Below are 26,185 nucleotides of genomic sequence, written 5' to 3'. Positions count from 1 at the left end.
TGCACCCGCTAAGCGGTGGCACCCAACGCGGGCACGTCGTCGTCGGGCACGTCCGTGATGCCCGGTTCCGCGGTGACGGCCTGTGCGACGGCGGCACCCGCCGCTGCGGCGAGGTTCCGTTCCTCGATGAGCTCCTGGTACCAGAAGTAGGACGCCTTGGGGGTCCGCTCGAGGGTTTCGAAGTCCACGTGGAGCAGGCCGAACGGTTGCTTGTAGCCGGCTGACCACTCGAAGTTGTCCATCAGCGACCACACGTAGTAGCCGCGCAGGTCAATTGTCTCGGCCTCACCGCCGGGAGCTGTGGCCTTCAGTGCCGCCTCGATGTGGTCCGAAAGGTACTTCAGCCGGCGTTCGTCCGGGATGAAGGTGGTGTTGGTGGACTTGTCCCGGACGATGATGTCCTCGAAGCTCGCCCCGCCCTCGGTGATGATCACCGGCGGCAGGTTCGGATAGCGTTCGGCCATCTCCTTCAGCGCCACGCGCATGTAGTCCGGCTTCACCGGCCAGCCGTAGGACGTGATGTCCGCTTCGGGCCAGGTTTCGACATGGAACGGCGTTCCGCCGTTGCCCACGGCGGACAGGTCGCTGCCCATGGCCTCAGCCATGCTCGCGGGAACTGCACCGCTGCCCGGCCCCACGGCGACCTTGGTGGGCATGTAGTAGTTCAGGCCGTAGAAATCCAGCGGCTGGGAGATGATCTCCATATCCTCGTCCGGGTGCTCGAAGGAGCTGAAGAACTTCGCGGCACGGATGAGGTCCGGGTACTTGCCCGTCAGCACGGGGTCCGCGTAGAGCCGGTTCTGGGCAAGATCCATCAGGCCGGCGCTGATCCGGTCAAGCGGGTTGATCGAGTTGGGGACCATCGGCGAGTAGACGTTGGTCATGCCGATTCCGCCGGGTACCCCGGCTGCCCGCAGCGCCTGCACGGCGAGGCCGTGGCCCAGCAGCTGGTGGTGGACAGTCGGCAGCGCGTTGATCAGGAGGGCCTCGCCGGGGGAATGCAGGCCGAGGGTGTAGCCGTTGGTGGTGACAGTGGCGGGTTCGTTGATGGTGCACCACCGTGCCACCCTGTCCCCGTACGCCTCGGCCGCGATGGCGGCGAACTCCCCCAGCCGGTAGGCGGTGTCCCTGTTCATCCAGCCGCCGGTGTCGTCCAGTGCCTGCGGCGTATCCCAGTGATAGAGCGTGACCATGGGCGAAATCCCGTTGGCGAGCAGCTCGTCGAGGAGGCGGTCATAGAAGTCCAGCCCCGCTTTGTTCACGGCTCCGCTGCCGGTGGGCTGGATACGCGGCCACGCCAGGGAGAAGCGGTAGGAGTCCACGCCCAGTTGCTTCATCAGGGCGACGTCCTGCGGCATGCGGTGGTAGTGGTCGCAGGCGGTCACCGGGCTGTGGTCCTCAACGATGGCGCCGGGTTTGGCCGCAAAAGCATCCCAGCCTGCGGGCCCGCGGCCGTCCTCGTCGAGCGCCCCTTCGATCTGGAAGGCGGCTGTGGCAACCCCCAGGGTGAAGTCCGCCGGGATCAGGCCGGCCAGTTCCTTGGCGGTAATGTGCATGAAATCAGCCCTTATTGACGGAGGAGAAGTTTCCCGCGGATCCGTGACCCACGCTTTTGTCAGGTCCATATCCTCGCATAATTCCGTGCGGATAAGACCCACCATGGTCCACGGGGACGTGGCTTACGGCGGACGCCGGAAAGGAAACCCGAGGTAACGCCGAACCCGTCCTGCATAGGCGGGGTAGGACTCGTCAAAGTGCTCGGCCAGCAGTGCCTCTTCGCGGAGGACTTCGGGGTGTCCCGCGAGCGAGAGGACCGGCAGCGTCACCATGGTCCAGGCTGAACCGGCCAGGGTTCCCAATCCCAGGCGAATGAACCACCAGCCCACATACATGGGATGCCGGGTCACGGCATACGGGCCGGTGGTGACCAGCTCCTCCGGCCGCTCCAGTGCGAAGCGGCCCACTGTGCGGCGTCGCCGTTCCTGCAGCGCCCAAAGATTCAGGCCGACGCCGGCGAACACCAGCAGCGCCCCGGCCCTCCGGTGCAAGGACCGCGAGCCCGGAAGGGGCGCGGGGTGCAGCCGGTCCAGGAGGAGGTCAACAGCCATTCCGATCACATGCCCGGCTGGCAGCGGCAGATTTTCGTACAGCTCCTTCAACCGCTGGACTGTCCGGGAGGGTGCGGCCATACCGGAACTGTAACCCCGGGAAATCACGGTGTCACTGCGAACCGAAGAGGAACTCCTTGGCATGCGCAACGGCCTTGCGGTAGGCATCGTTGCGCAGCGTGACGAGGTGTTCCGGTTCGCCGTCGGCAGGTTCGAGGTAACCGGTGTAACCGGGACGGAGAACCCAGATGTCGCCGGCCGGCGGAAGGTAGAACACCCCGAAGGAACGCTGCTGCCGCTCCTCCGCGGTCCATACCGGGACAACTGCCAGGGCGGCACCGGTGGCGGGGTTGATCCACTGGGCCCGCGGAAGCGGCTCCTCGTGGGCCTCGGGGTCCAGGAACGGCGCCGTCCCTGCACCCCAACGCTGTTCGAACCGTTCATGGAACGCCGGAATAAGGTGGGAATCGTAGCGGCGCCACTCGCTCATTGCTCATCCGCCTCCTCGCGGTTAGGGCTGTTTGTTGGGTTCCGCCTCAGATCCACGGACCACTCTCCCAGTGCACCGGCGTGATCCGGATGCTGGTGCCGGCCGGAGCCGCCCTGCTGGGGACCTTGCGGACCGGGATGTCGGTTGCGGTGTCACTGGGGCGATCGCCGCCGGTAACGGTGCGGTCGTAGGCGGCCCGCCGCACAGGGTCGCGGAGGACGGAAAAAGCCTGCATGATCCGCAGCAGTTCGGCATCCCGGGTCTCGCGGTCGGCCGCCGGGCCGGCGTGGACGTCCGGGTGGTGGGTTCGCATCAGCGCCCGGTAGGCACGGGAAATCTCCTGCTGCGTGGCAGCGGGATCCAGCCGCAGGGCGGCGTAGTAATCGGGCTGGCTGGTCATTGGCGGGTACTTTTCGGACGGTAACGGCTCGGGGCGCAGGCAGCGGAAGCCACCTGCGCCCCGGCGTCCGGGACCTACGAACGGATCTCGTGCATGGATTCCTGCTTCGTTTCAATCTCGATCTTGCGCGGCTTGGCCTGCTCCGCGACCGGGATCCGGAGCGTGAGGACGCCCTGGTCGTAATTGGCCTTGATGTTGTCCGTGTCCAGTGCCTCACCCAGAATCAACTGGCGGCTGAAGACACCACGCGGACGCTCGGAGGCCACCAGCTCGACATTGGGCTGGGTGGGATCCTTGCGTTCCGCCCGGACGGTCAGCACGTTGCGTTCCACGTTCAGGTCTACGGAATCCAGCTTGACGCCCGGGAGATCGAACGCCACCACGAACTCTCCGTTTTCCTGCCAGGCGTCCATCGGCATGGCAGCCGGCCGGGCGACGGTTCCGAAGACCTGCTGGGTGAGCCGGTCCAGCTCACGGAACGGGTCCGTACGCATCAACATCATCTTTCCACTCCTTCAGCTGTGTAGAAGTTGTATCCAGTGTCCATATCCATCCCATTTATCTATGGTGGTGGATATAGATTTTTTATAGCACCCGTGAGAGACTGATGCAACATCGCAGGGAAGGAATTTCGAGTGGACATAGTTCGCGGGATGTCAGAACGGAAAGCGCAGGCCCGCGCCGCGCGGCCGCTGTATGCCATCTCCGTGGCGGCCCAACTGGCGGGCACGGGTCAGCAGAACATCCGGCTGTACGAAACCCGGGGCCTGCTCACTCCCGTCCGCACCTCCGGCGGCACCCGCCGGTACAGCGATGAGGACATCGCCCTGCTGTTGCATATCGGCGAACTCCTGGAGCAGGGGCTCAATCTTGCAGGCGTGGCCAGGGTCCTGGAGCTCGAGGCAGCCAACGCCAGGCTTCACCGCGCGCTCAGACGGGCGCGGTCCCAGCCGGAAGAGTAGAGCCTGCAGGATTCGGGCCGCGCCACAGGCGCCCCGTCCGGCCGCCATCTTCCGGGATGCATGTTGCCACTAGTCTCCCGGGGCGTCCGCTTTGGAGAGTTCACCGGTGATCCGTTCACCGCGAACCCGGGCAGTGCGCCACGTATCCAGCGCCATGACCACACCCAGGATCAGCAGCGACAGGGAGACGGAAGCCACAGCGTCACTCAACCAGTGGTAGCCGAGGTAGAGCCGGCTCGCCACGGCAAGGACAATGCCGACGCCCGCACCCACGAAGCCGATCACAGCGGACCTGGGGTTTTCCCGGCGCGAGAAGACCAAAAACGTGGTCACCAGCAGAAAGTCACAGGCCCCCAGCACGTGGCCGGAGGGAAACGAGAATGTGTGGTCGGCACCGAAGAGCATCAGGTCAACCGGCGGCCGCGAGCGCCGGACGATCTGCAGGATGATCTGCGATATCAGTACGCCGCTGAGCATTGCCCCAGCGAGGACGAGGGGGCGCCAGGCATGCTTGGCCGCGAAACCCCACACCACAGTCACCACCAGCACGATGATGGGCAGCGCAATCGGGCCGAAGATGATGGCAAGGAAGATCATGACAACCGTCAGCGACTCGGACCGGAGCGACAGCAGCCAGTTGCGGGTGGACTCGTCGACCGCGGAGGGTCCGGTGTTGCTTTGCAGGACCAGGAGCAGCGTGAGGATGAACGCGGCAGCACCCACGGCCATAAGGATCACCGCGGTCCGGTACAGGGCTCTCCTCGCGGCCGGTTCCACGTAGCGTTCCTCCACCACGAACTTTTCGTGGAAGGTACGCCAGAGGCCGCCCTTCTTTCCGGAATTGCCTGACTTTCCTGATGCCGCCCGCTCTGTCACTATGATTTCCGCTCCGTGCGCCGTTGAGGATTTGCTTAGGGTGAAGATTATCCCGTCTGCAGGGCATAGGCCTCCACCCGCGCCGGGTAGCCTGACTCAATGGGCGTGATGAATGAGTTGATCAACCGGGAAAACGTGGGAATGCTGGCGAAAATCCTGGCCGAAGCCGCCCCGGGATCCCACTGGCCCCACGTCGTGGCCGCCGCCTCGGAACTGGACCTGCTGAGCCTGCGGGCCCGCACTGATGCGGTGAGCCGCGCGCTGCTGGCGGACCTCCGGCTGCTGCCGGACCCGGGATACCCGACGGCGGCCCGCGCCTTCCGGAGCGCCCTCACTGCAGCGGGATTCACCGGCTGGATCCTGTGGCCGGTATCGGAGGCCGCGGTGACGCTTGCGCTGGAGGCCGGTTCCGGCGCTGATCCCGGGAAGGACTTTGACGACTGCCTGGCCCTCCTGGCGGAACTGACGCCGAGGCTGACCGGCGAATTCGCCGTCCGCCGGCTCCTGGCCGCGGATCTGGAGCGTTCCCTGCAGGCAATCCAGGGCTGGACCGTGCACCCTGATGAGCATGTCCGCAGGCTGGCAAGTGAGGGAACCCGGCCCTACCTTCCCTGGGCGGTGCGGGTCCCCGGGATCGTCCTGGCTCCGGAGGCGACGATTCCGCTGCTGGATGCCCTCTACCGTGATCCGTCGGACTACGTGCGGCGCTCTGCCGCGAACCACCTCAATGACGTGGCCAGGCATGCGCCCGCGCTGGTGGTGGCGACGGCACAGCGCTGGCTGTCGGCGCCGGACAGCAACACCGCCCCGGTGGTCAGGCACGGCCTGCGGACCCTGATCAAGAACGCGCACCCGGGGGCGCTGGCGCTGCTGGGGTTCGTCCCGGCGTCGATCGCTGTGAACGGACCGCGGCTGGACCGGGACTCGCTGGCCCTGCCCGGCGAACTGGCCTTCGACTTCGAGATCTCCAACACCGGCCCCGCGGATGCCCGGCTGGCGGTGGACTATGTGGTCCATTACGTCAAAGCCAACGGCACCAGATCGGCCAAGGTCTTCAAAATCGGAGCGCTGACCCTGGCCGCGGGTGAGACCCGCTCGGTGACCAAGCGCCATGCCTTCCGGCAGATGACCACCCGCGTGCATCACGCGGGGGTCCATGCGCTCGAACTGCAGATTAACGGGATCCGGCACGGGCACACCGAGTTCCAGGTTCGCGTCTGAGCCGGGCCTCGGCCCAGGCGGCTAGCGTTGGGTGGTTCCGCTGGCCGTGGCGCCCAGCATTGCCAGTTCGTTCCGGCCCGGCAGGCCCTCCCAATCGCCGGCAGTACTGACAGCGAACGCCCCCATGATGGAGCCGCGCTGCAGGCGGCCGGCAACGTCCCCGCCGTCGAGCAGGGCAGAGAGGTAACCGGCCGTAAATGCGTCCCCGGCGCCCACGGTATCGATGCTTGTCACGGTGAGGGCCGGTGCCTCGATCCGGCCGGAGGCTGTGTGGACGCCGGCACCGGCAGCGCCCCGCTTCACCACGACTTCGCCGACACCCTGCTCCAGCAACGAGGCAGCGAGCGCTGTTTCGGCGTCGCCGGAGCTGCCGCCGCCCAAGGTGCCGGACGCAACAAGGTCCAGTTCGTCGTCGGACGCTATCAGGATGTCCGCGTGCCGCGCGAGAGGGGCCAGAACGGCCCGGGCTTCCCCGCGGGACCAGAGCCGGCTGCGGTAATTGACGTCGAGCGAGACCACAATTCCCTCCGCCGCCGCGCGCTTGGCAGCGTATTCCACGGCGTCCCGGGCTTCCGGGCTGAGGGCTGCGGTGATGCCGGTCAGGTGCAGCACGCGCGGGCCGGCCGATAAAGCACCGTCCACGTCCTCCCGCGTGAGGGTGGAGCCGGCGGACCCGGCACGGTAGTAGAACACCCGGCTGAGGTCTGCCGTCCTCTGCTCGAGGAACATGACGCCGGTGCTGCGGGCTTCGTCCACCCTGCACTGCGTGGCAATCCGTTCGGAACGCAACTGCCGCAGGATGTATTCACCGTGCGGATCGGCGCCCACCACTCCTGCCCAGGCAACACTGTGGCCCAGCCGGGCAACGCCCACGGCGACGTTCGATTCGGCGCCTGCGACGTGCATGCTCAGGCTGCCGCCGGCGGACAGGGGGCCTGTGGACCGCAGCGAAACCATGGATTCACCGAAGGTCAGGAGATCGGGGGCCGCGCTCACCGTGAGCCCGTTGCGGTGCTCCGGCTGGCAAAGGAGTCCGCCAGGCCCACAAAGGCCCTCGCCCGCTCACGCATCGGCGCGAGGTCACCGCCGGAGCCGGCGTCGCCGAACAGCGGTCCGCCAAGTCCGACGGCGATTGCGCCGGCTTCCCAGTATCCGCCCGCCTCGGCAAGGCCCACTCCGCCCACCGCGATGAAGGGGATCCCGGGGAAGGGATCGCGCAGTGCTTTGAGGTAGCCGGGACCGCCGATGGAGGCGGGGAAAAGCTTGACTGCCGTGGCCCCGCGGTTCATCGCTTCCAGCGCTTCGCTGGGCGTCAGGGCACCGGCCAGGACAGGGATTCCCCGCCGGGCAGACTCCTGGATGGACCCGGCCAGCGACGGCGTGACCACGAACTGGCCGCCAGCCTCCGCGACGTCGTCCACGTCCTGCACGCTCAGCACTGTTCCGGCACCGACAAAACAGCCTGTGGGCGCCGCAGCGCGGACCTCGCGGATCGCCTCAAGCGCACCGGGTGTGGTCAGTGCGATCTCGACGAAACGGAAACCCTCCTCCATCGCGGCCAGGGCAGCCCGCGCCGCGGCCGTCCCGTTGGTGCCGCGCACGATTCCCACGAGCCGGGTTTCCCTGACGCCGGCAAGCAGCGCTTCGGACGTCAGGTTGCTGCTGCGTTCGTCAGTCATTTCACTCACCATTCTGCAAAGGCTCCGTCGGCATGGCGCCAGACCGGCCCGCGCCAGGCGTGGCCGCGCTTGTCCGCCGCGCGGACCACTGCCTCGTCGATCTCGATGCCGAGGCCGGGTCCGGTCAGCCGTTCAATGTGGCCCTCCACGAACTTCAGCGGCGTCTTGTCCACCACGTAGTCCAGGACTTCGGCGCCCTTGTTGTAGTGGATCCCGATGCTCTGTTCCTGGATCAGGAAGTTAGGCGTCGCGAAACCCACCTGCAGGCACGCCGCCAGGGCGAGCGGGCCCAGGGGGCAGTGCGGAGCGAGCTGGACATCGTAGATTTCCGCGAGCGAGGCGATCTTGCGTACCTCGGTGATGCCGCCGGCGTGGGAGAGGTCCGGCTGGGCCACCGCGATGCCGGCCTGCAGCGCGGGCAGGAATTCCTGCCGGTTGTAGAGCCGTTCACCGGTGGAGACCGGCGTGGTGGTGGAGGAGGTGAATTCGCGCAGCAGGTGGGTGTTTTCCGGAACCACCGGCTCTTCGAGGAAGAACGGCCGGTACGGTTCCAGCAGCGGCGCCACCCTACGGGCGTTGGCGAGGCTGAAGCGGCCATGGAAGTCCACCGCGACGTCGCGGTGCTCCCCCAGCACCTCGCGGGCCGCGGCAACACGGCGGACGACGCCGTCGATCTCTGCCACCGAGGCGACCGGGCTCATCCGGCCGCTGGCGTTCATCTTGACGGCGGTGAGCCCCACTTCCAGCTGGGCGCTGATCTGGTCCGCCACCTCGTTGGGTTCGTCCCCGCCCACCCAGCCGTACATCCGGATCCTGTCCCGGACGTGGCCGCCCAGGAGCTGGTGCACGGGGGTGTTGAAGTGCTTGCCCGCAATGTCCCAGAGAGCCTGGTCCAGACCCGAGACCGCGCTGGCCAGGATGGGCCCGCCCCGGTAGAAGGAGCCTTTGGTCATGACCTGCCAGTGGTCCTCGATCCGGAGGGCATCGTTGCCGATCAACAGCTCGGAGAGTTGCTCGACGGCGGTGCGCACCGTCTCGCTGCGCCCCTCGCAGGTTGCCTCGCCCCAGCCGACGATCCCACTCTCGGTCTCGATCCGGACAAACAGCCACCGCGGTGCGACGAGGAAGGTTTCGATCCTGCTGATTAGTGTCATACCGGCCTAGCCCTTCGTGGCGCCGGCGGTCATGCCGGACACGATGTATTTCTGCGTGAAGAGCGCAATGATCATGATGGGGATGGTCACCACGGTGGCGGCAGCCATGAGCCCGCCCCAGTCGATGCTGGCGTAGGAGACGAAGTCGAAGATGGCCACGGGCAGCGTCTTGGTCTTGGACCCGGACAGCACCAGCGCGAACATGAAGTTGTTCCACGAGAAGATGAAGGACAGGATGCCGGCCGTGGCCATTCCGGCCACCGAAAGCGGCAGCGTGATGCGGCGGAACGCGCCGATGGGCGTGAGTCCGTCCACCTGGGCCGATTCCTCAAGTTCCAGAGGGAGCGAGTCGAAGTAGCTCATCATGATGTACACGATCAGCGGCAGTGCGACGAACATGTGGCTGAGGATCAGCACTTCGAACCCGCCGACCATTTTCAGGTTGGAGAACACGTAGTACCAGGGCACCAGCAGCGAAACGCCGGGGATGACGCGGGCCATCAGGACCACGAGGGCTGAACGGTGCATGGTGAACCGGCTCATGGCATACGCGGCAGGGACGCCCAGCACCAGCGACAGGGCTGTGGAGACGAACGCCACCCAGAAGCTGTTGAAGATGAAGACGAAGTAGTTGTTGCGCTGGAGGACGTTCGCGTAGTTCTCACCTGTGGGGGTGAAGATGATCGATTTGGCGGTGTCGTAGATGTCCACGTTGGTCTTGAAGGAGGCCATCAGCATCCATACCAGCGGGGCAATGAGGAACAGCACCACGGCGATCAGGGCGGCCACGCGGAACACCTTGTAGGCGCGCGTGCCCAGGGGCTTCCGGCGGCGGCGGACCTGCTGCTGTCCGGAGGACGTCCGGCTAACGGTGGTTTCGTTCAGTACGGTCATTTGCTTGCCGCTTTCTTGCGCATTGTCAGCAGCCACATGGTGCCGATGATGATCATGAAGAACAGGATCAGCACCGCGGAGGACAGCCCGTACTGGTTGTAGTCGAAGCTCAGCCCGTAGGCGTAGACGTTGAGGGTCTCCACTTCGTGGAAGGATCCGCCGCCCTTGCCCTTGGTGGCGTAGAGGATGTCGAAGGTCTTCAGTGCATCGATGCCGCGCAGCAGGATGGCCACGATCACGGTGGGCATCATGAGGGGCAGGGTGATGTAGAAGAAACGCTGGAACGCGTTGGCGCCGTCCATCCGGGCCGCCTCATCGGGCTCCTCGGAGAGGGACGTCAGGCCGGCGAGCAGGATGAGGACCACCATGGGGGTCCACTGCCAGACGTCCATGAAGATGGTGGTGCCCAGCGCCGTATCCTGGCCGGAAAGCCAGGGCTGCGGCGGGATGCCCACCATGCCGAGCAGCTGGTTGACGAACCCGATGTTGGGATCGAAGATCAGCCGCCACATCATGCCCACAGCAACCGGGGTGGCGACGAGCGGCAGCAGGATGGCGACGCGGACCCATTTTTCTCCGCGGAACGGACGCCATAGCAGCAGGGCGATGCCCATGCCAAGCACCACTTCGCAGACCAGGGCAATGCCCGTGAAGGTCATGGTGCGGCCCACTGCAGGCCAGAAGCGTTCCACGTCGGAGAGGACGGTGAGGTAGTTTTCCAGGCCGATGAACTCGGTGGCTGCCCGGACGGAGCCCTGCGAATCGGTGAGGCTCAGGTAGAGGGTCCAGGCAAGCGGGAAGATAATCAGGACGCCGACGAAGATCATCGCCGGGGCCGCGAAAAGCCATTTGCGGTGCGTGTTGGCCCAGTCGGAGAATTTGTCGCGGGCACCGGGAGCACGCCCTGCGTTCCGTGCTGCGCTGCGGGGAGGAGTCAATACAGACATGGTTCACCTAAAGAGTTGGGGGGTGAAGACCAGCCAGGGCGGGACGGCGGCGTCGCTGCCGTCCCGCCCTGGCTGTGTGGTGCACGGTTACCGCTCGGCGGCTTGGGGTGCACCGTGTGAACTACTTCTTTTCGCCGTCCAGGAAGGTCTGGAAGGCCGTGTGGGCCGTTTCGGCTGCTGCGGACGCGTCGGCGCCGGTGATGCTGGCTACGATCGGCGCGCCCACGATTTCGCGGGCCTTGCCTACGGTGACCACCTGGGGACGGTCGTGGCCAATGCCGTTTTTGGCACTGGTGGCAATGGCCTCGGCCAGGTCCTTCGGGTACGTGGAGGTACCCGCAGAGTCAGCCCAGACGGAGGCACGGGGTCCGGGGACGCCTTCCTTCTGTGCAGCCAGGGTGCGTTCCTTGCTGGTGGCCCACTGGATGAACTTCCAGGCGTTGTCCTGGTTGCCGGAAGCCTCGTTCACGGCCAGGCCCCACGACGGGATGTTGTACGGCTTGGAACCGGCGGGGCCGGCGGGCAGGGCGGCGAACCCGACCTTGTCGGCAACCTTGGATTTGGCCGGGTCAGTGGCGTTCTTGTACAGCGAGTCCGCCTCAGTGTAGAAGGCGGCTTTGCCCTGCGTGAAGATGGCCATTGCCTCGGGCCAGCTCATGTCCGTGCTGACGTTGGCGGGGCCGTAGTTCTTGATCAGGCCGCCGTAGAAGGCGTAGGCCTTCTTGGCAGCATCCGAGTTGACGGTGGACTTGCCGCTGGAGTCGGTGAAGTCGCCACCAAAGCTGTACAGGAAGCTGGAGAACTGCGTGACGGCGGCGGACTTGCCGGTGCGGGCCACGAAGCCGGCAGTGTCCGGGTTGGCTGCCTTGATGGCCTTTGCGGCGGCTTCAAGCTCTTCCATCGTCTTGGGAACGGCAACGCCGGCGGCCTGGAGCAGGTCCTTGCGGTAGTAAAGGACCTCCCGCTCGGTGATGATGGGGACGCCAACAACCTTGCCGTCAACCGTGGTGGCCTTGACCGGGCCCTCCTGGTAGTCCTTCCAGTCCCAGCCGGAATCGGAGGAGACCTTGCTGGTCAGGTCCGCGAGGTAGCCGTTCTTCGCGAAAGCCTTGCCCTCCTGGAGCGGCCGGTACATCATGACGTCGATCTCGTCGCTGCCTGCGTTGAGCTTGACGTTGTACTGGTCCGAGAGCTGGTCTTCACCAAGCTGGGTCAGTTCCACCTTGAGCCCGGAGCTCTTCTCGAATTCCGGAATGGCGGCCTTGATGCCTTCAGTCCAGACGTGGTTGGCCAGGGTCACCCGGACGGTGCCCGATTCCTTGGCGTCGCTGCTGCCGCTGCCGCCGCCGCAGGCGGTCAGCCCCAGCGAAAGTGCTGCGGCGACTGCCGCGTACTTAACTATTGAACGTCGCTTCACGACCGCTCCCTTACTTCCGGGCTGACGTCACTGTCCAGCCACTGACAAATGCCTCTTTACATCTGCTCTGGGGAAGAGCATAGAGAAATAAGACAGACTTAAACAACCCCTTTTGCAAAGCAGTATGATTTATCCATGAAGAACCCCATGGCGGTGTCCCCTACCGACCGGCATGCTGCGTTGGTCCAGAGTCTGGGGCTCGCTATTGCCGACGGGGCCCTGGCACCGAATTCCCTGGTGCGGCTTGACGAGCTGGAAACGCAGCACAAGGTCTCACGCTCCGTGGTCCGGGAAGCTGCCCGGGTTCTTTCGTCCAAGGGCATGCTGGCCTCCCGCCGGCGGTTCGGCACGGTGGTGCAGCCCGAAGAAGAATGGAACCTCTACGATCCCCAGGTGATCCGGTGGCGGCTCGCCTCATCCCGCCGCCTGGAACAGCTGCAGTCCCTCAATGAGCTCCGCGGCGCGATTGAGCCGCAGGCGGCCCGGCTTGCAGCCGAGCGTGCATCGTGGGACGCCGGCAGCGACCTTGTCTCGCAGGCGGCCCGGCTGTGGGCCGCAGGCCAGCGCGGCGACCGGGAAGAATTCCTGCGATTGGACGTGGAGTTCCACACCGCAGTGCTCCAGGCCTCCGGCAACGCCATGTTCGCCCAGCTGCAGAACCTCGTGGCCGAGGTCCTGACCGGGCGAACGCAGCACGGCCTGATGCCTAACCTTCCCCACCATGAGGCGCTGCAGCTGCATGTGGATGTGGCCAGCGCCATCCAGCGTGGCGAGGCCGCAGCCGCACACGCAGCGATGAGCAGGATTGTGGAACAGTCCTCCGAAGAGATGAGCCACATCTGGTCCGAGCATCACCACGGCGGCGCGGACACAGCCGAACGCCAGTCAGGAGAGTCCGACGGCGCCCCCCAATAGCCGCCGTCGGACTCCCTTCCCGCCCCTCGGACGCCTGACCGTCCGCCTGCCTGACCCGTCGGGAATGATCCGCTAGAACGAACCGGTGGTGAACTGCCAGGTCCTGGTGGCCAGCTGGTTGCCCGCGAGGTCGCGGATTGCCGCGGGGCCGCCGGTGACCGTGACCGTGTACTTGGTCTTCGCCGCCAGGGCCTGCTGCGGATCCAGGATCCACTGGTCGGTGGTGCCGTTGCGGAAGACCGCGGCAGGGACCACGGCCCCGGTGGCAGCGTTTTTCACCGTGAACGTGGCGTTGCCGGCGCCTTGGACTGCTTCGCTGAAGGTGACGGAAATGTTGTTGCTCCGCCGGACCAGGAGGGCGTTGCTGCCCGGCGTGAAAGCGGTGACCGTGGGCGGCGGACCGGTAAGGAAGGTCCAGCTGGTGCTGGCCAGCGGTGTCCCCGCGGAATCCCGGATCGCCGTGGCACCGCCGGTCAGCGTGGCCGTCAGAACGGCGTCGGCGGGAAGGGCGGAGGCGGGATCGAGGGTTGCTGTCCTGGTGGCAGCGTCGTAGCCCACGGCCGCCGGGATCAGCGCACCGGCGGCGTTCCGGAGCACAAAGGTCCCGGCGCTGACGCCCTGGACCGCCGTGCTGAAAGTGGCTGTGACATTGCTTCCTGCAGGCACCGCCGTCGAGTCCGCACCGGGCGTCCGGGACGTCACCGTGGGCGCCGGCGCGGCAGGCGCAGCCGGTGCTGTGCCCGCGGCATACAGCAGCCGGTTCGGCGTGCCGGTCCCGGCGCCGGTGATGACGCCGGCGGTGGCGTTCGAGGTAAGCGCCGAGGCCACCTGGGCGGGCGTGAGGGACGGGTTCTGGGAGAGCAGGACTGCCGCTGCACCCGCCGCGTGCGGCGTTGCCATGGACGTCCCGGACATGGAAGCGGTTGCCGTTGTTGATGTGTAGGAAGCGGACGTGATGCCGACGCCGGGCGCGTACAGGTCAACGCAGGAGCCGAAGTTGGAGAAGGACGCCTGGCGGTCGGCGGAGTCGCTGGCGGCCACCGTGACGGCGGCCGGCAGCCGCGCGGGTGAGCCGGCGCACGCATCCGCGGCGGAGTTGCCCGCCGCCACCGCGGCAGCGACGCCGTCGTTGATGACGCCTTGAAGGGCGGTGTCCACGGCCGCGCTGGCGGCTCCGCCGAGGCTCAGGTTGACCACCGCGGGGGTTCCGGCGGCATGGTTGGCGGCTATCCAGTCCAGGCCGGCCACGACGTCGGAGTTGTAGCCGGAGCCGGTGCAGTCCAGGACCCGGACCGGAACGATCGTCGCACTCTTGGCCACGCCGTAGGTTGACCCGGCGACCGTCCCTGCAACGTGGGTGCCATGGCCGTTGCAGTCCCCGGACCCGCGTCCGTCGGCCACAGCGCTCCAGCCGGCGGTAACCCGGCCGGTGAACTCGGAGTGGGAGGCCAGCACGCCGGTGTCCACCACGTAGGCGCTGACGCCGGCTCCCGCCGCCGTCCAGGAATAGGAACCTGACAGAGGCAGGGCCCGCTGGTCCACCCGGTCAAGTCCCCACGGCGCGGGCTGCTGCGTCTCGGTGATCCCCACCGGCGCATCCACCTCCACCGATGCCACACCGGCCGACCGGGAAAGCGCCGCGGCCTGGGCGGGCGTGGCAGTGACCACGGCGCCGCGCAGGGCGTGGGTAAAGGAGCGGCCGACGGCGATGCCCTGGGACTTCAAGCGCGTCACCTCGGCAGGGACATCCGCTCCCCCGGCGTACTGGACGATGTAACGGTTCCTTGCCCCGCCGTCGTTCCCGGCCCCGTCAGCCGCCACCGCCGGGAGGGCAGTTGCGGCCAGAACGACGGCGGCGATCAGGGTTGCGTTGGCGGCGGGCAGCACAAAGCGTCGGGTGCGCATGCGGGGTCCTAGAGTGGCTTGTGGCGGCTGTTTGTCGGAACGGGTACACCGTCCCGATAAAAAGCCTAGGAGCCCCCGCCCTGCGATAACGGAATCTTCCCTGATCCTGCGGGAATCCTTGGCCGGTTGCGCAAATCCGGGGTGAGAGCGGTGCCCCTCGCCGCCGGGTCAGTCTTCCGTAGGCGTGGTGCGGTTCGGGTGGTAAGTGCGCCAGGTGTGTTCGGGCTCAAACCCCAGCAGCCGCCGGGCCTTGTCGATGGACAGCAGCGTCTCGTGCTCGCCCAACTCCCTGGTCACCTTGACGTTGGGGAACACTTCGGCAGCAAGGCTGGCGCTCGAGCGGCTCATGACGGTGTCCGCGTTCGCGACGATGAAGGCCTGGAAGCCCGGTGTGCCCTTCTCCAGTGCACGGGCCACTGCCTGGGCCCCGTCGCGTCCGTCAATATAGCCCCACAAATTCCACTTGCGCTCCCTGGCGTCGGCGTCGAACGACGGGAAACCCTCGTAGTCCTCAGGATCCATGACATTGGAAAACCGGAGGCCGGTGATGCTCAGTTCAGGGTCCCAGCGGGTCATCTGGATGGCCATCTGTTCCTCGAGGTGCTTGACCAGCGAGTAGGTGCTTTCCGGCCGTGCCGGGTATTCCTCGTCAACGGGGATGTACGGAGGGTCGATGGCGAACGGAATTCCCAGCACTGTCTCGCTGGACGCGTAAACCACCTTCTTGATGCCGGCCCGCCTGCAGGCCTGGAAGACGTTGTAGGTGGAAAGCATGTTGTTCTCGAAAGTCGCAGCGTCCGGGATGATGCCGGGCGCAGGAATGGCTCCCAGGTGGACGACGGCGTCGAACCCGGAGTGCCTGCTGTCAAGGCTGAGGAGCACATCCAGGACCTCGCCGTAGTTGCGGAGGTCCACGATGGCCAGCCCTTTGCTCCTCTCTCCGGTACGGTCCAGGTTCATCACCTCGTGCCCTTCGTCAGCGAGCCTGCGCAGCACGTGGCGCCCGAGTTTTCCGCTTCCGCCCGTTACAGCAATCTTCATGGTTTTACTCCTCCTGCTAGGAACTTCTCGACGGCGGCGATGGCGCGCTCGGTGATGTCCCCGGGGTCGCCGCTGCCGTCGATCGATACCAGCATTCCCCTGCCGGCGTAGACCGCCACGACCTCATGCGTTTCGTTGTGGTACAGGTCAAGCCGGCGCCGGAACACTTCGATGGTGTCGTCCTTCCGGCCCTGCTCCTTGGCACGCTGGAGCATCCGTTGCTCCAGTTCGGAGTCCGGGGCGCGGAGTTCGACGACGGCGTCCAGCCGCTTGCTCTGGGAGGCGAGCATGTTGTCCAGTTCCGTCACCTGGGTGGCGGTCCGAGGATACCCGTCGAGCAGGAAGCCGGGCTGCAGGTCCGCTTCCAGGAGCCGGTCCTTGACCAGTGCGTTGGTCAGGTCGTCCGGCACCAGCGCGCCGTCGTCGAGGTACCTGGCGGCTTCCACGCCAAGCGGCGTCTCGTTGCTGACGTTGGTGCGGAAGATGTCGCCCGTGGACACCGCGGGAATGCTGAAATGCCGCGCTATGTGTACCGCCTGGGTGCCTTTTCCCGATCCGGGCGGCCCAATGATGAGCAGTCTGGTCATGTTCTGTCCCTCCGCGGCGTGAGAGCCGGCTGGTCTGGGTCCACCCCCGGCAGCGCCGACGGTGTGCTTCATTCTGCCCATAACCGTCACACAACGCCAGCCTCCGGCAGGGCCGGCATGGTCGCGTTTTCGAGGTCCCGGGCTTGTATATACTTCTGGTTATCGGTTTAGCAGCAGGCCGTTGGAGAGTTCGTCCGAACCAGCGACCTTCGCGGCTTCCTGCCACTGTGGCGGATTGCGGGGAGTCGATGGCTCGTTTAGACCTGAGCGAATGGCACCAAGAACCGTGGCCGGCGAGTCAACTGCAAACACAGCTACATCAATTACCGAGCACCTGCACGAGGAGTTGCTCAACAGCACCGATGTTGAGGAGTTCCTCGACGAGCTCGCGCGGGTAGCGGCCCGGAAACTCTCCGATCCCGGCGACGAAGTGCTGTGCTGCCTGGTACTCCTGCGCAAACGCAAGGATGCAGCGATTGCCGGCAGCGGCGCTGCTGCCCGGGCCCTGGGGCAGATCGAATACGAGTCCAGTGACAGCCCCGGCATGGCTGCTTCCGTGGACCGGGTGACCGTCCTTGTAGCCGACGCCGAAAAGGACTCACGCTGGTCCGAATACTCTGAAGCCGTGGCGGGCCAGGGTATCCGCTCTGTACTGGCCGTTCCCTTCCAGCTGCAGGGCGAAACCAAGGCCGCGCTGGTGACCTACTCCCCCCGGGCCGGCCGCTTCGAGCCCCGCCTCATCGACGCGGCGGAAGACTTTGTCCGCCAGACGTCCTTGGCGCTGCGGCTTGCTGTGCGCTTCGCCCATTACAGCGAAACCGCAGCCAACCTGCGGGCCACCCTGGAATCCCGCACGGTGATCGACATGGCGGTGGGCATCATCATGGCCCAGAACCGCTGCAGCCAGCAGGAAGCCTTCGAACTCCTCAAGGCGGCGTCCAGTACGCGCAATTCAAAGCTGCACAAAGTGGCGTCGTCAATAGTTGACGCCCTGGGCCAAGGGCCGGTCGAGACACATTACGACGGGTAGGGCCGGCCCTGCGCCCCAGCCCGTACACTGGTTCCAAGCTGGCTCCAGGGGGCTCACAATGAAAAACGAACGCGTCTGTCTGGTCATTGAGGACGACGACGATATCCGCATGCTGGTCACGGCGGTCCTGACCCGTGCCGGCTTTGACGTGCGTGCAGTTGCCAACGGCGCCGAGGGCATCGTTGCGGCAGCTGATCCGTCCGTTTCGCTGATCACGCTCGACCTTGGCCTGCCTGACATGGACGGTCATATAGCCGCCCGCGCCATCCGTTCCCTGAGCACGGCGCCGCTGTTATTCCTCACTGCCAGGTCCGAAGAGGACGACGTCCTTGCCGGGATGGCTTCCGGCGCGGCGGCGTATCTGACCAAGCCCTTCCGCCCGACGGAGCTGCAGGAGCTTGCCCTGAGCCTCTGCCCGCCCGTTGTCCATGCCCCGGCCACGGCCACGGCCACGGCCACGGCCACGGAGGATTCTGCCTCGCACCGGCAGCAGTAGCCGCCGCTTTCAGCAGGGCTACAACTGGTCGTACACAAGCCCGGCCACGTCGACCCGGACCCCGGACGTAGGCTGGTGGGGTGTGAGCTTTCCGCCCGGCATCAGGTGCTGGACGTCGACGCCGTCGAGCAGCAGCGCATGGTCGGCGATGAGCCGCCGGTGGCACCGCCACCACACCGTCTCGCTGCACATTATTGCCACGGACTGCTCGCCGGCCTGGCTTAGCACCCCGCCGAGGGCAGCCCGGAATTCCGGTGACCTCATGTAGGCGGCGTAGGCCCGGAATGACTCGTTGCGCAATGCTGCGTCAGGTGACTCAGGCGGCAACTTCCGGAAGCCGCCCAGCCGTTTCTCCCAGCGGTATTCCACCCCTGCCGCGGGCAGCCACTCTGCCAGGAGGTCCTTGCCGAAATGCGGAAACTTGCGGCTGCCGGGGGCTATCCGGACGTCAACCAGCGCCTGGACCCCTGCCGATGACAAAAGTTCCGCAAACCCGGCCTGGCTCGCCGTTCCGTGGCCCACCGTCAGCAGCCGCACGTTCCTGTCCGCGATGACCATGGTCCCCACCCTTTCACAGGCGCAGCACATTTCCGGCAAACCGGAGCGATAGCCTGGCTGCCTAGAAATGATGCATGACTCCCCTCAAGAACACAGAACGCAAGGGCGGCCGGGTACGGCGCGCCGTCGTCGCAGGGGCCGTTGCCCTCACGCTTTCAGCGGGCGGAGCAACCGCCTGGGCGCTGGACCGGTTCGTGGTCCAGCACGTGGAAATCCCGGACGTTTCCGCGTACGAGGCCAGCCAGGTGGGGACGAGCCAGACCGGCACCACCGGCACCACCGCGGACACCACCACCGGATCCGGCACCACTGCCGCGGTCACCACGGACACCTCCTACGTATCCGAGAGCTCGAACATCAGCATCTCCACGGTGACCACCGGCAGCGGCGACAGCACCGTCACCTACTACGTTGCCGACGTCGTGCTGGATGATGCCACCACCCTCAAATCAGCCTTCGCCGAGGACAGCTTCGGCGAGAACATCACTGAAACCACGTCCGCCATCGCCGAGGCCAACAATGCCGTTTTCGCCATCAACGGCGATTACTACGGCTTCCGTGACACCGGCATCGTGATCCGCAACGGCGTGGTTTTCCGCGATGAAGGCGCCCGCCAGGGCCTGGCCTTCTACGCTGACGGCACCGTGAAGGTGTACGACGAAACAGCTACCACCGCCGGGCAGCTCCTGGCCGACGGCGTCTGGAACACCCTCTCCTTCGGCCCGTCCCTGCTGGACAACGGCGAGGTGGCCGAGGGCATCGAGGACGTGGAAGTGGACACCAACTTCGGCAACCACTCCATCCAGGGTGAGCAGCCACGCACCGCCGTCGGCATCATCGGGCAGAACCACCTCGTGTTCGTGGTGGTGGACGGCCGCAGCCCCGGCTACAGCGCCGGCGTCACCATGACCGGCCTGGCGGAAATCATGCAGGGCCTCGGCGCCACCACGGCCTACAACATCGACGGCGGCGGCTCCTCCACCATGTACTTCAACGGGGACCTGGTTAACAACCCGCTGGGTGAAAACAAGGAACGCGGCACCTCCGACATCCTCTACATCGGGGAGTAGGGCCTGCCATGATCATCCTGATCCCCGCCTATGAGCCGGACCAGCAGCTGCCCGCCCTCATCCGTTCCATCCGTGACGCCGAGCCGTGGGCCACCGTGGTGGTGGTCGATGACGGCAGCGGGCCGGAGTACAAGGACGTGTTCGACGGCGTCAGGGCACTGGGGTGCCACGTCATCGGCTATGCCCGCAACCGGGGAAAGGGCTTTGCGCTCAAGACCGGCTTCCGCTTCATCGCGGACCACCTGCCGGAGCGGAACGTGGTCTGCGCGGACAGCGACGGGCAGCACACCATCGTGGACATTCTCCGCGTTGCGGCTGCGGTGCAGCCCGGCTCTGCGGCCATGGTGCTGGGTACCCGGAACTTCAGCGGCAACGTCCCGGCCCGCAGCAAATTCGGCAACAACGCCACCGGGCTGCTGTTTTCCCTGGCCACCGGCCAGCGCATCCCCGACACACAGACCGGGCTGCGCGGCTATCCGGCATCCATGCTCCCGTGGCTGCGCACGGTCCGCGGGGAACGTTACGAGTACGAATTGAATCTGCTGCTGGAAGCGAAACCGGCCGGCTACGCGATCCGCAGCGTGGACATCGCCACGGTCTACCTCGACCACAACTCGGGGTCCCATTTCCGGCCCGTGGCAGATTCGGTCCGCATCTACGCGCCGCTCCTCAAGTTCCTGGCCTCCTCCTTCGCGGCGTTCCTGGTGGACACGGTGGCGTTCCTGCTCCTGACCCTGGCCACGGACTCGCTCCTGCTGGCGGTGGTGGGGGCCCGGGTGGTGAGCTCTGCCGTGAACTTCCTGGTGAACCGGCGCGTGGTGTTTGAACATGGCCGGGACAAGCCCGCGGCTGCCGCCGGGGTGCGCTACTTCAGCCTGGTGGCTGTCCTGCTCGGCGCCAACTACGGGCTGATCTATGGGCTCGACGCACTGTCCGTCGCCGCCCTCCCGGCGAAGCTCATTGCCGAAGTTGCGCTTCTGGCCGTCAGTTACTCGGTGCAGCAGCGCCTCTTTGCCGGGAATACGGCTGCGGGGAACGCGGCCGTGGGGAATACGGACAGGGGGAACATGGCCAGGAACGCCGTACGGGAGGCTGACCACGAGGAGGCTCCGGACCTGGGACGCGGCCACCACCCCGCGACGTTGCGCCGGTAGCCGAGGTACTGCCCGCCACACGTGGCCTTATCCGGTGGCGCCCGTCGCCTCGGCGTAGGACACGGCCTGGTCGCGTACCTTGACCACGTAGGAATGGGACTGGTTGTAGGAGTAGACGGCCCCGGTCCACCCGGTTGCGGTGGTGAGGTCACGGCCTTTGGCGCACAGGTAGCCGGCCGCGCTGAGGGCGGCATCGTCCATGTTAAACGGGTCCGCTGTTCCGTCGCCGTTTCCGTCCTTTCCCGCATACTCCCAAGTGGCGGGAATGAACTGCATGGGTCCGACGGCCCGGTCCCACCGCGCGTCGCCGTCCAGGACGCCGCCGTCCGTATCGGCGATGGCGGCAAATCCGTTGCCGTCCAGGCTCGGACCAACAAGGGGTCCGCCTGCCTGCCCGGCGGGCGTCAGGTTTCCGCCGCCGTAAGCTCCGTGCGCGGATTCGATGAAGCCAATCGCTGCAACCGTATTCCACCCGATCCCGCAGTTCGGAGCGGAATGATTGGCCGCGCCGGCTGCAGCCACATACGCCTGAAGCGCGCGGGCCGGAATACCGGTTTGCACCGCGGCCCGCTCGAGCCACTGGGCATCCGCGTTCCGGGTGATGTTCACGGCAGGGGTGATGCCGGTGGACAGCGTTTCGAGTTTCGCCTCCGAGCGGGGCGGGGGCGAAAGGGCCACGCTGGCCTCCGTGGCGTCCGTGCCGGGCTGCCGGAGCGCCCAAAATGACACCGCGGTGATCACGCACGTCATAAAAACGCAGAAAACCATGAGTCGCCTCAGACCGAGTGCGAGGTCACGGGAAATTGTCACGGGTTTGATCCTAGCGATCGAAGTCCGCCGGGAATGCCGGCCCCGCGGCGCGGCGGTCCCGCTGCGCCGGAAAACACGAGATGAGCTCCCGGCCAACACTCATATTCGGACCTGGGTCCCGTCACAGCACCCGCACAGTTTGGCCGCGGATCGTAGGGAACAGCCCACCAACAGATTCCGGAGAATCCGATGACTTCCCTTATCTTCATCGCCGCAGACCTCGCGGCCATCAGCGTCCTGACGTTCGTCCTCTACCTGCGCCGCCACCGGCGCCGGGACCTGGTGGTCTCCTATCTGGGCATGAACGTGGGCGTCCTGGCCGTCGCCACCGCACTGTCTGGCTCCTCGGCAGGACTCGGCCTGGGACTTGGCCTCTTCGGCGTCCTGTCCATCATCCGGCTCCGCTCCACCGAACTGGCCCAGCATGAAGTGGCCTACTACTTCTCGGCCCTTGCCCTCGGCCTGATCGCCGGACTCGGCATCGAACCCATCTGGCTGACCGGCTCCTTGATGGGCCTGATCCTGCTGGTGATGTTCGTAGGTGACCACCCCCGCGTCCTGCCGGCCCACCGGCACCAGACCGTGATCCTGGACCGTGCTCTGGCGGAGGACGGCGAGCTGCACGCCCGGCTCGAGGAAGTCCTGCACGGCAGGGTCCACTCCGCCACCATCGTCGAGCTCGACCTGGTCAACGACAAAACCATCGTGGACGTCCGCTTCGCCTACAGCCCCGCCGTCGGGATTACCCCAGCCGGGCCGCCGGCAATCGAAACCATGACGATCGGAACCCCCGTTCACGCCTCGGCAGGTGCGGCATGAGCACCCCTGCAGACGCCGGCGTCGTCAGCTCGCTCAGCCGGCTGCCGTCCGTTGGCCTGGATGAGCTGAACGCCGACGCCGCGCTGCAGACCCGGGTCGACCGCAAATACGTGGTCCCCGAGACACTGGCCCAGGAGCTGCTGGCCACGTTCGACGCCGACGTCCGGGTCCTGGAAATGGACGGTTCCCGGTGCTTCGCCTACGACTCCGTCTACTTCGACACCGCGCGGCTGGACAGCTATCTGCTGGCCGCCCACGGCCGGCGGCGCCGCTACAAGGTCCGCACCAGGACGTACGTGGACAGCAACCTCAGCTTCCTGGAGGTCAAAACCGAAGGCGCCCGCGAAGCAACAGTCAAGGAACGCATCCCTTACGGGCTCACGGACCGTGCCCGCATCACCGCCGAAGGCCTGGACTACGTCAACGAAACCCTGGCGGCCGCGGTGGGCGGAGCCCCTGCCGGGCCCCTCGGACCGGTCCTCGAAACCCGGTACCACCGCACCACGCTTTACCTGCCCCAATCCGGCAGCCGGGCCACCATCGATACCGGCGTCACCTGGCAACGCCCCGGCGGGCAGGCCTGGGTGCTGGACGGCGCGGTGATCCTTGAGACCAAGTCCGGCTCGGCCGCCGGCCCGCTGGACCGGCACCTCTGGGCCCACGGCGTCCGGCCCTCCCGGATCTCCAAGTTCGCCACCGGCATGGCGGCGCTCTGCCCGGACCTGCCGGCCAACCGCTGGAACCGGACCCTCCGCCGCACCATGAACCTCGGCCCCGCCGCCTGACCCCCACCTCCCCCGAACCTCCGAAGGAACACACCATGAACCGCTTCCGCAACGCCCTCTCCGTCACCGCCCTCGCCCTCGCCCTCGGACTGGCGGGCTGCGCCACCGCACCCACCAGCACCGGAACGTCCCTGACGGGCACCACTTCCACCGGCAATTCGTCCAGCGGCACATCCACGACGTCCGGCACCGCCCAGGCCGCAGTATCGCTGGACACCCTTGCCGCTGATACGCACTACGACTCGGACGATCTCACGTGGGATGCGGCCTCCGAAGTAGCCGTGACACTGGCGGACGGCGCCAGCTCTGTGACATCTTCGTCGTCGGACGCCGTGAAGGTCGACGGCGACACCGTCACCCTCAGCGCGGCCGGCACCTACCGCCTGAGCGGGTCGCTGTCCGACGGCCAGGTGGTGGTGGCCGCCGGTGAGGAAGACGTGGTGCGCATCATCCTGGACAGCGCGGAAATCTCCAGCTCCACCGGTTCTCCGGTTGTGGTCCGGAGCGCCAACGAGGCAATCATTTACCTCGAAGACGGCACCTCCAACGCAATCAGCGACGCCTCCACTTACGCGGACACCGCCGAGGACGCCCCGAATGCCGCCCTCTACTCCCAGGCCGATCTCACCATCGCCGGCACCGGCTCACTGAACGTGGACGGCAACTTCAACGACGGCATCTCCTCCAAGGACGGCCTGGTGCTGGCCGCCGGCAACGTCACCGTAAACGCCACGGACGACGGAATCGTCGGCAAGGACTACGCCGTGCTCCTCGACGGCGCCTACCAGGTCACCGCAGGCGACGACGGCTTCAAGTCCGACAACGGGGAGGACGAAGGCCGCGGCTGGGTGCTCATCAACGGCGGCACCCTGAACGTCAGCGCGGCGGACGACGGCATCAAAGCCTTCAACACCCTGACCATCGCAGCAGGCGTCACCACGGTCTGGAAATCCGAGGAAGGCCTGGAGGCCCAGCACATCGTGGTGACCGGCGGGACGGCCAACATCACCGCGAACGACGACGGCGTGAACGCCTCGGGCGGGTCCACCTCGGCTGCCGGTGGCGGGATGGGCGGCGGGGGCGGCGAAGCCGTTGGCCCCCACACGGTGGAGGTTACCGGCGGCTCCCTGACCATCAACTCCCAGGGCGACGGCCTCGACTCCAACGGCAACGCCAGCATCTCCGGTGGCACCGTCGTCGTCAACGGCCCCACCAATTCCGGCAACGGCGCCCTGGACGTCAACGGTGAACTGACCGTCACGGGCGGGACCGTGGCAGCGGCAGGCAGCGTGGGCATGGTGGTCACGCCGGGCACCTCCTCCACGCAGTCCGGCGTCCAGGTGACCCTCGGCTCGGCAGTCCCGGCCGGCACCGTGGTGCAGATCGCCGATTCGGCCGGCACCGTGGTGGCAGCCTTCGTGACCACCAAGGCGACGGCGTCGCTGGTGTTCTCCTCGGCCGCCATCACCGAAGGCCAGAAATACACCGTCTACACCGGCGGCACCGCCACCGTCAGCGCAGGCCTCGGCGAAGGTTCCCTTGACGGCGCCGACCAGGTGGGCACTGTAACGGCCGGTGAATACACCGCCGGGGGCATGGGCGGCGGCGGCTTCGGCCCCCGCCGCTAGCCCTTCCAGCCACCTGTCCGGATTCCGGTTAACGGCGCATAATTGAACGCACAGGCGGCCGCGGTCCTAGGAGGACACCATGAAGTTGCTCGGAGCACTGATTGTCATCTGGCTCATCATCGGCGGACTGGCTGCCTGGCAGCGCGGCTACTTCGGCGGATCGCCAGGGTCCTGCGCCGAAGCGGGAACGGTGGCCGTGACCATCATCGCCGGCCCCTTGAACTACCTGGGGGTCAACCCGAAGGTCGACTGCGTTCTGCCTCAACCCTCCCAGTAGGCATGCCCTTGGTGCCGCGCCCGGCGTTCCCTAGAGTAAGGAATGCCGGGCGCAGGACACTGCTGCGCCCTGAACCTGATTCCGAAGCCTGGAAAGGACCGCCGAGATGGCATTTGTCACCGTTGGAACCGAAAACAGCACCGAGATTGAGCTCTACTACGAAGACCACGGCAGCGGCCAACCCGTTGTCCTGATCCACGGTTACCCGCTGGATGGCTCCTCCTGGGAACGGCAGACCACAGCCCTCCTGGCAGCCGGCTACCGCGTTGTCACCTACGACCGCCGCGGTTTCGGAAAGTCCAGCAAGACCACCAAAGGCTATGACTACGACACCTTCGCGGCGGACCTCAAGACCCTCCTGGAAACCCTGGACCTCAACAATGCGGTGCTCGTGGGCTTCTCGATGGGCACCGGTGAGGTGGCTCGTTATCTGAGCACCTACGGCTCGGCGCGGGTGGCCCGTGCAGCGTTCCTCGGTTCACTGGAGCCGTTCCTGCTGAAGACCGACGACAACCCGGACGGTGTCCCCCAGCAGGTCTTTGACGGACTCACCGAAGCCGTCACCGCAGACCCTTATGCGTTCCTCAGGGAATTCTTCAAGAACTTCTACAACAGCGACACCTTCCTCGGCACCCCGCGGCTCAGCCAGGAAGCAGTGGATGCCAGCTGGAACGTCGCCGCCGCGGCCGGTGCCACCGCCCTGGTCGCTGCACAGCCCACCTGGCTGACCGACTTCCGCGCCGATATTCCGAAAATCGATGTGCCGGCCCTGATCCTGCATGGAACCGCAGACAACATCCTCCCCATCGATGTGACCGGCCGGCGGTTCGCCAAGGCGCTGCCCTCCGCGGACTACGTGGAGATCGACGGCGCCCCGCACGGCCTGCTGTGGACGCACGCGCCCGAGGTCAACGAGGCCCTGCTCGCGTTCCTGAAGAAGCAGGCTGATGCAGCCGGATAGC

Annotated in this window: 29 protein-coding genes; 12 read left to right on the top strand and 17 right to left on the bottom strand. The window is 66.4% G+C overall.

Annotated elements, in window-relative coordinates; all coding sequences use genetic code 11:
* Positions 1 to 8 precede the first annotated feature (8 nt).
* The 5 genes from ACS5PJ_RS05935 to ACS5PJ_RS05915 form a co-directional block, all read right to left on the bottom strand.
* A complete protein-coding gene (locus ACS5PJ_RS05935) occupies positions 9 to 1,556 on the bottom strand; it encodes a GH1 family beta-glucosidase (protein WP_439433981.1) in 1,548 nt (515 codons plus the stop codon).
* A gap of 123 nt (positions 1,557 to 1,679) precedes the next feature.
* Complete coding sequence (locus ACS5PJ_RS05930; protein WP_439433980.1) at positions 1,680 to 2,189, bottom strand: methyltransferase family protein; 510 nt, start codon at positions 2,187 to 2,189, stop codon at positions 1,680 to 1,682.
* A gap of 31 nt (positions 2,190 to 2,220) precedes the next feature.
* On the bottom strand, positions 2,221 to 2,598 hold the full coding sequence (locus ACS5PJ_RS05925) for a hypothetical protein (protein WP_439433979.1): 378 nt from the start codon (positions 2,596 to 2,598) through the stop codon (positions 2,221 to 2,223).
* A 46-nt stretch (positions 2,599 to 2,644) separates the two neighbouring features.
* On the bottom strand, positions 2,645 to 2,998 hold the full coding sequence (locus ACS5PJ_RS05920; RefSeq protein ID WP_439433978.1) for a J domain-containing protein: 354 nt from the start codon (positions 2,996 to 2,998) through the stop codon (positions 2,645 to 2,647).
* Positions 2,999 to 3,072: 74 nt separating this feature from the next.
* A complete protein-coding gene (locus ACS5PJ_RS05915) occupies positions 3,073 to 3,498 on the bottom strand; it encodes an Hsp20/alpha crystallin family protein (RefSeq protein WP_439434124.1) in 426 nt (141 codons plus the stop codon).
* A 153-nt stretch (positions 3,499 to 3,651) separates the two neighbouring features.
* Here ACS5PJ_RS05915 and ACS5PJ_RS05910 point away from each other — a divergent pair, with 153 nt between their 5' ends.
* Positions 3,652 to 3,960, top strand: a complete 309-nt coding sequence (locus ACS5PJ_RS05910) for a MerR family transcriptional regulator (RefSeq protein WP_439433977.1) — start codon at positions 3,652 to 3,654, stop codon at positions 3,958 to 3,960.
* Between the two features lie 69 nt (positions 3,961 to 4,029).
* Here ACS5PJ_RS05910 and ACS5PJ_RS05905 read toward each other — a convergent pair whose 3' ends face one another.
* Complete coding sequence (locus tag ACS5PJ_RS05905) at positions 4,030 to 4,836, bottom strand: phosphatase PAP2 family protein (protein WP_439433976.1); 807 nt, start codon at positions 4,834 to 4,836, stop codon at positions 4,030 to 4,032.
* Between the two features lie 99 nt (positions 4,837 to 4,935).
* On the opposite strand from ACS5PJ_RS05905, the gene ACS5PJ_RS05900 reads away from it, so the two are divergent.
* Positions 4,936 to 6,057 carry a DNA alkylation repair protein gene (locus ACS5PJ_RS05900; RefSeq protein WP_439433975.1) on the top strand — a complete coding sequence of 374 codons (1,122 nt, stop codon included), beginning with the start codon at positions 4,936 to 4,938 and terminating at the stop codon, positions 6,055 to 6,057.
* A gap of 21 nt (positions 6,058 to 6,078) precedes the next feature.
* Here the strand turns inward: ACS5PJ_RS05900 and ACS5PJ_RS05895 are convergent, their stop codons facing one another.
* From ACS5PJ_RS05895 to ACS5PJ_RS05870, 6 genes are all read right to left on the bottom strand, one after another.
* On the bottom strand, positions 6,079 to 7,053 hold the full coding sequence (locus tag ACS5PJ_RS05895) for a sugar kinase (protein ID WP_439433974.1): 975 nt from the start codon (positions 7,051 to 7,053) through the stop codon (positions 6,079 to 6,081).
* Complete coding sequence (locus ACS5PJ_RS05890; RefSeq protein ID WP_439433973.1) at positions 7,050 to 7,736, bottom strand: bifunctional 4-hydroxy-2-oxoglutarate aldolase/2-dehydro-3-deoxy-phosphogluconate aldolase; 687 nt, start codon at positions 7,734 to 7,736, stop codon at positions 7,050 to 7,052. Before ACS5PJ_RS05890 ends, ACS5PJ_RS05895 begins: the two co-directional genes overlap by 4 nt.
* A gap of 5 nt (positions 7,737 to 7,741) precedes the next feature.
* Positions 7,742 to 8,890, bottom strand: a complete 1,149-nt coding sequence (dgoD, locus tag ACS5PJ_RS05885; protein ID WP_439433972.1) for a galactonate dehydratase — start codon at positions 8,888 to 8,890, stop codon at positions 7,742 to 7,744.
* Positions 8,891 to 8,896: 6 nt separating this feature from the next.
* Positions 8,897 to 9,784 carry a carbohydrate ABC transporter permease gene (locus ACS5PJ_RS05880; protein ID WP_439433971.1) on the bottom strand — a complete coding sequence of 296 codons (888 nt, stop codon included), beginning with the start codon at positions 9,782 to 9,784 and terminating at the stop codon, positions 8,897 to 8,899.
* On the bottom strand, positions 9,781 to 10,731 hold the full coding sequence (locus ACS5PJ_RS05875; protein ID WP_439433970.1) for a carbohydrate ABC transporter permease: 951 nt from the start codon (positions 10,729 to 10,731) through the stop codon (positions 9,781 to 9,783). Before ACS5PJ_RS05875 ends, ACS5PJ_RS05880 begins: the two co-directional genes overlap by 4 nt.
* 121 nt (positions 10,732 to 10,852) lie before the next feature.
* Positions 10,853 to 12,148 (bottom strand): ABC transporter substrate-binding protein, encoded by a 1,296-nt coding sequence (locus tag ACS5PJ_RS05870; protein ID WP_439433969.1) that lies wholly within the window; start codon positions 12,146 to 12,148, stop codon positions 10,853 to 10,855.
* 135 nt (positions 12,149 to 12,283) lie between these two features.
* On the opposite strand from ACS5PJ_RS05870, the gene ACS5PJ_RS05865 reads away from it, so the two are divergent.
* Entirely contained in the window at positions 12,284 to 13,063 is a 780-nt protein-coding gene (locus ACS5PJ_RS05865; protein ID WP_439433968.1) for a FadR/GntR family transcriptional regulator, read from the top strand.
* A 72-nt stretch (positions 13,064 to 13,135) separates the two neighbouring features.
* Here ACS5PJ_RS05865 and ACS5PJ_RS05860 read toward each other — a convergent pair whose 3' ends face one another.
* The 3 genes from ACS5PJ_RS05860 to ACS5PJ_RS05850 all read right to left on the bottom strand — a co-directional run bounded on the left by ACS5PJ_RS05860 (position 13,136) and on the right by ACS5PJ_RS05850 (position 16,596).
* On the bottom strand, positions 13,136 to 14,968 hold the full coding sequence (locus ACS5PJ_RS05860) for a S8 family serine peptidase (protein ID WP_439433967.1): 1,833 nt from the start codon (positions 14,966 to 14,968) through the stop codon (positions 13,136 to 13,138).
* Between the two features lie 168 nt (positions 14,969 to 15,136).
* Entirely contained in the window at positions 15,137 to 16,009 is an 873-nt protein-coding gene (locus tag ACS5PJ_RS05855) for an NAD-dependent epimerase/dehydratase family protein (protein ID WP_439433966.1), read from the bottom strand.
* Positions 16,006 to 16,596, bottom strand: a complete 591-nt coding sequence (locus ACS5PJ_RS05850) for an adenylate kinase (RefSeq protein ID WP_439433965.1) — start codon at positions 16,594 to 16,596, stop codon at positions 16,006 to 16,008. The genes ACS5PJ_RS05855 and ACS5PJ_RS05850 overlap by 4 nt, the downstream gene beginning before the upstream one ends.
* A 271-nt stretch (positions 16,597 to 16,867) precedes the next feature.
* Between ACS5PJ_RS05850 and ACS5PJ_RS05845 the strand changes: the two genes are divergently transcribed.
* On the top strand, positions 16,868 to 17,626 hold the full coding sequence (locus ACS5PJ_RS05845; protein ID WP_439433964.1) for a GAF and ANTAR domain-containing protein: 759 nt from the start codon (positions 16,868 to 16,870) through the stop codon (positions 17,624 to 17,626).
* Between the two features lie 58 nt (positions 17,627 to 17,684).
* Positions 17,685 to 18,122: a response regulator transcription factor gene (locus tag ACS5PJ_RS05840; protein ID WP_439433963.1), complete on the top strand. Its 438-nt coding sequence runs from the start codon at positions 17,685 to 17,687 to the stop codon at positions 18,120 to 18,122.
* An 18-nt stretch (positions 18,123 to 18,140) separates the two neighbouring features.
* Here the strand turns inward: ACS5PJ_RS05840 and ACS5PJ_RS05835 are convergent, their stop codons facing one another.
* Positions 18,141 to 18,680 (bottom strand): DUF488 domain-containing protein, encoded by a 540-nt coding sequence (locus ACS5PJ_RS05835; protein ID WP_439433962.1) that lies wholly within the window; start codon positions 18,678 to 18,680, stop codon positions 18,141 to 18,143.
* A 74-nt stretch (positions 18,681 to 18,754) separates the two neighbouring features.
* Between ACS5PJ_RS05835 and ACS5PJ_RS05830 the strand changes: the two genes are divergently transcribed.
* Complete coding sequence (locus ACS5PJ_RS05830) at positions 18,755 to 19,750, top strand: phosphodiester glycosidase family protein (protein WP_439433961.1); 996 nt, start codon at positions 18,755 to 18,757, stop codon at positions 19,748 to 19,750.
* A gap of 8 nt (positions 19,751 to 19,758) precedes the next feature.
* Positions 19,759 to 20,904, top strand: coding sequence for a GtrA family protein (locus tag ACS5PJ_RS05825; protein WP_439433960.1), 1,146 nt, complete (start codon positions 19,759 to 19,761; stop codon positions 20,902 to 20,904).
* Positions 20,905 to 20,931: 27 nt separating this feature from the next.
* Here the strand turns inward: ACS5PJ_RS05825 and ACS5PJ_RS05820 are convergent, their stop codons facing one another.
* Positions 20,932 to 21,714 carry a lytic transglycosylase domain-containing protein gene (locus ACS5PJ_RS05820; RefSeq protein WP_439433959.1) on the bottom strand — a complete coding sequence of 261 codons (783 nt, stop codon included), beginning with the start codon at positions 21,712 to 21,714 and terminating at the stop codon, positions 20,932 to 20,934.
* Between the two features lie 189 nt (positions 21,715 to 21,903).
* Here ACS5PJ_RS05820 and ACS5PJ_RS05815 point away from each other — a divergent pair, with 189 nt between their 5' ends.
* The 5 genes from ACS5PJ_RS05815 (at position 21,904) to ACS5PJ_RS05795 (ending at position 26,184) form a co-directional block, all read left to right on the top strand.
* Positions 21,904 to 22,533, top strand: coding sequence for a DUF4956 domain-containing protein (locus ACS5PJ_RS05815; RefSeq protein ID WP_439433958.1), 630 nt, complete (start codon positions 21,904 to 21,906; stop codon positions 22,531 to 22,533).
* Complete coding sequence (locus ACS5PJ_RS05810) at positions 22,530 to 23,318, top strand: polyphosphate polymerase domain-containing protein (RefSeq protein WP_439433957.1); 789 nt, start codon at positions 22,530 to 22,532, stop codon at positions 23,316 to 23,318. The genes ACS5PJ_RS05815 and ACS5PJ_RS05810 overlap by 4 nt, the downstream gene beginning before the upstream one ends.
* 35 nt (positions 23,319 to 23,353) lie before the next feature.
* Entirely contained in the window at positions 23,354 to 24,946 is a 1,593-nt protein-coding gene (locus ACS5PJ_RS05805; RefSeq protein WP_439433956.1) for a carbohydrate-binding domain-containing protein, read from the top strand.
* Positions 24,947 to 25,025: 79 nt separating this feature from the next.
* Positions 25,026 to 25,223 carry a hypothetical protein gene (locus ACS5PJ_RS05800; RefSeq protein ID WP_354149103.1) on the top strand — a complete coding sequence of 66 codons (198 nt, stop codon included), beginning with the start codon at positions 25,026 to 25,028 and terminating at the stop codon, positions 25,221 to 25,223.
* Positions 25,224 to 25,329: 106 nt separating this feature from the next.
* Complete coding sequence (locus ACS5PJ_RS05795; protein WP_439433955.1) at positions 25,330 to 26,184, top strand: alpha/beta fold hydrolase; 855 nt, start codon at positions 25,330 to 25,332, stop codon at positions 26,182 to 26,184.
* The last annotated feature ends 1 nt before the right edge of the window (position 26,185 follow it).

The organism is Pseudarthrobacter cremeus (assembly GCF_051857465.1).
Taxonomy (GTDB): domain Bacteria; phylum Actinomycetota; class Actinomycetes; order Actinomycetales; family Micrococcaceae; genus Arthrobacter.
Note: the sequence above shows the minus strand (reverse complement) of the source record. Positions and strands in the feature narration are given on the sequence as shown.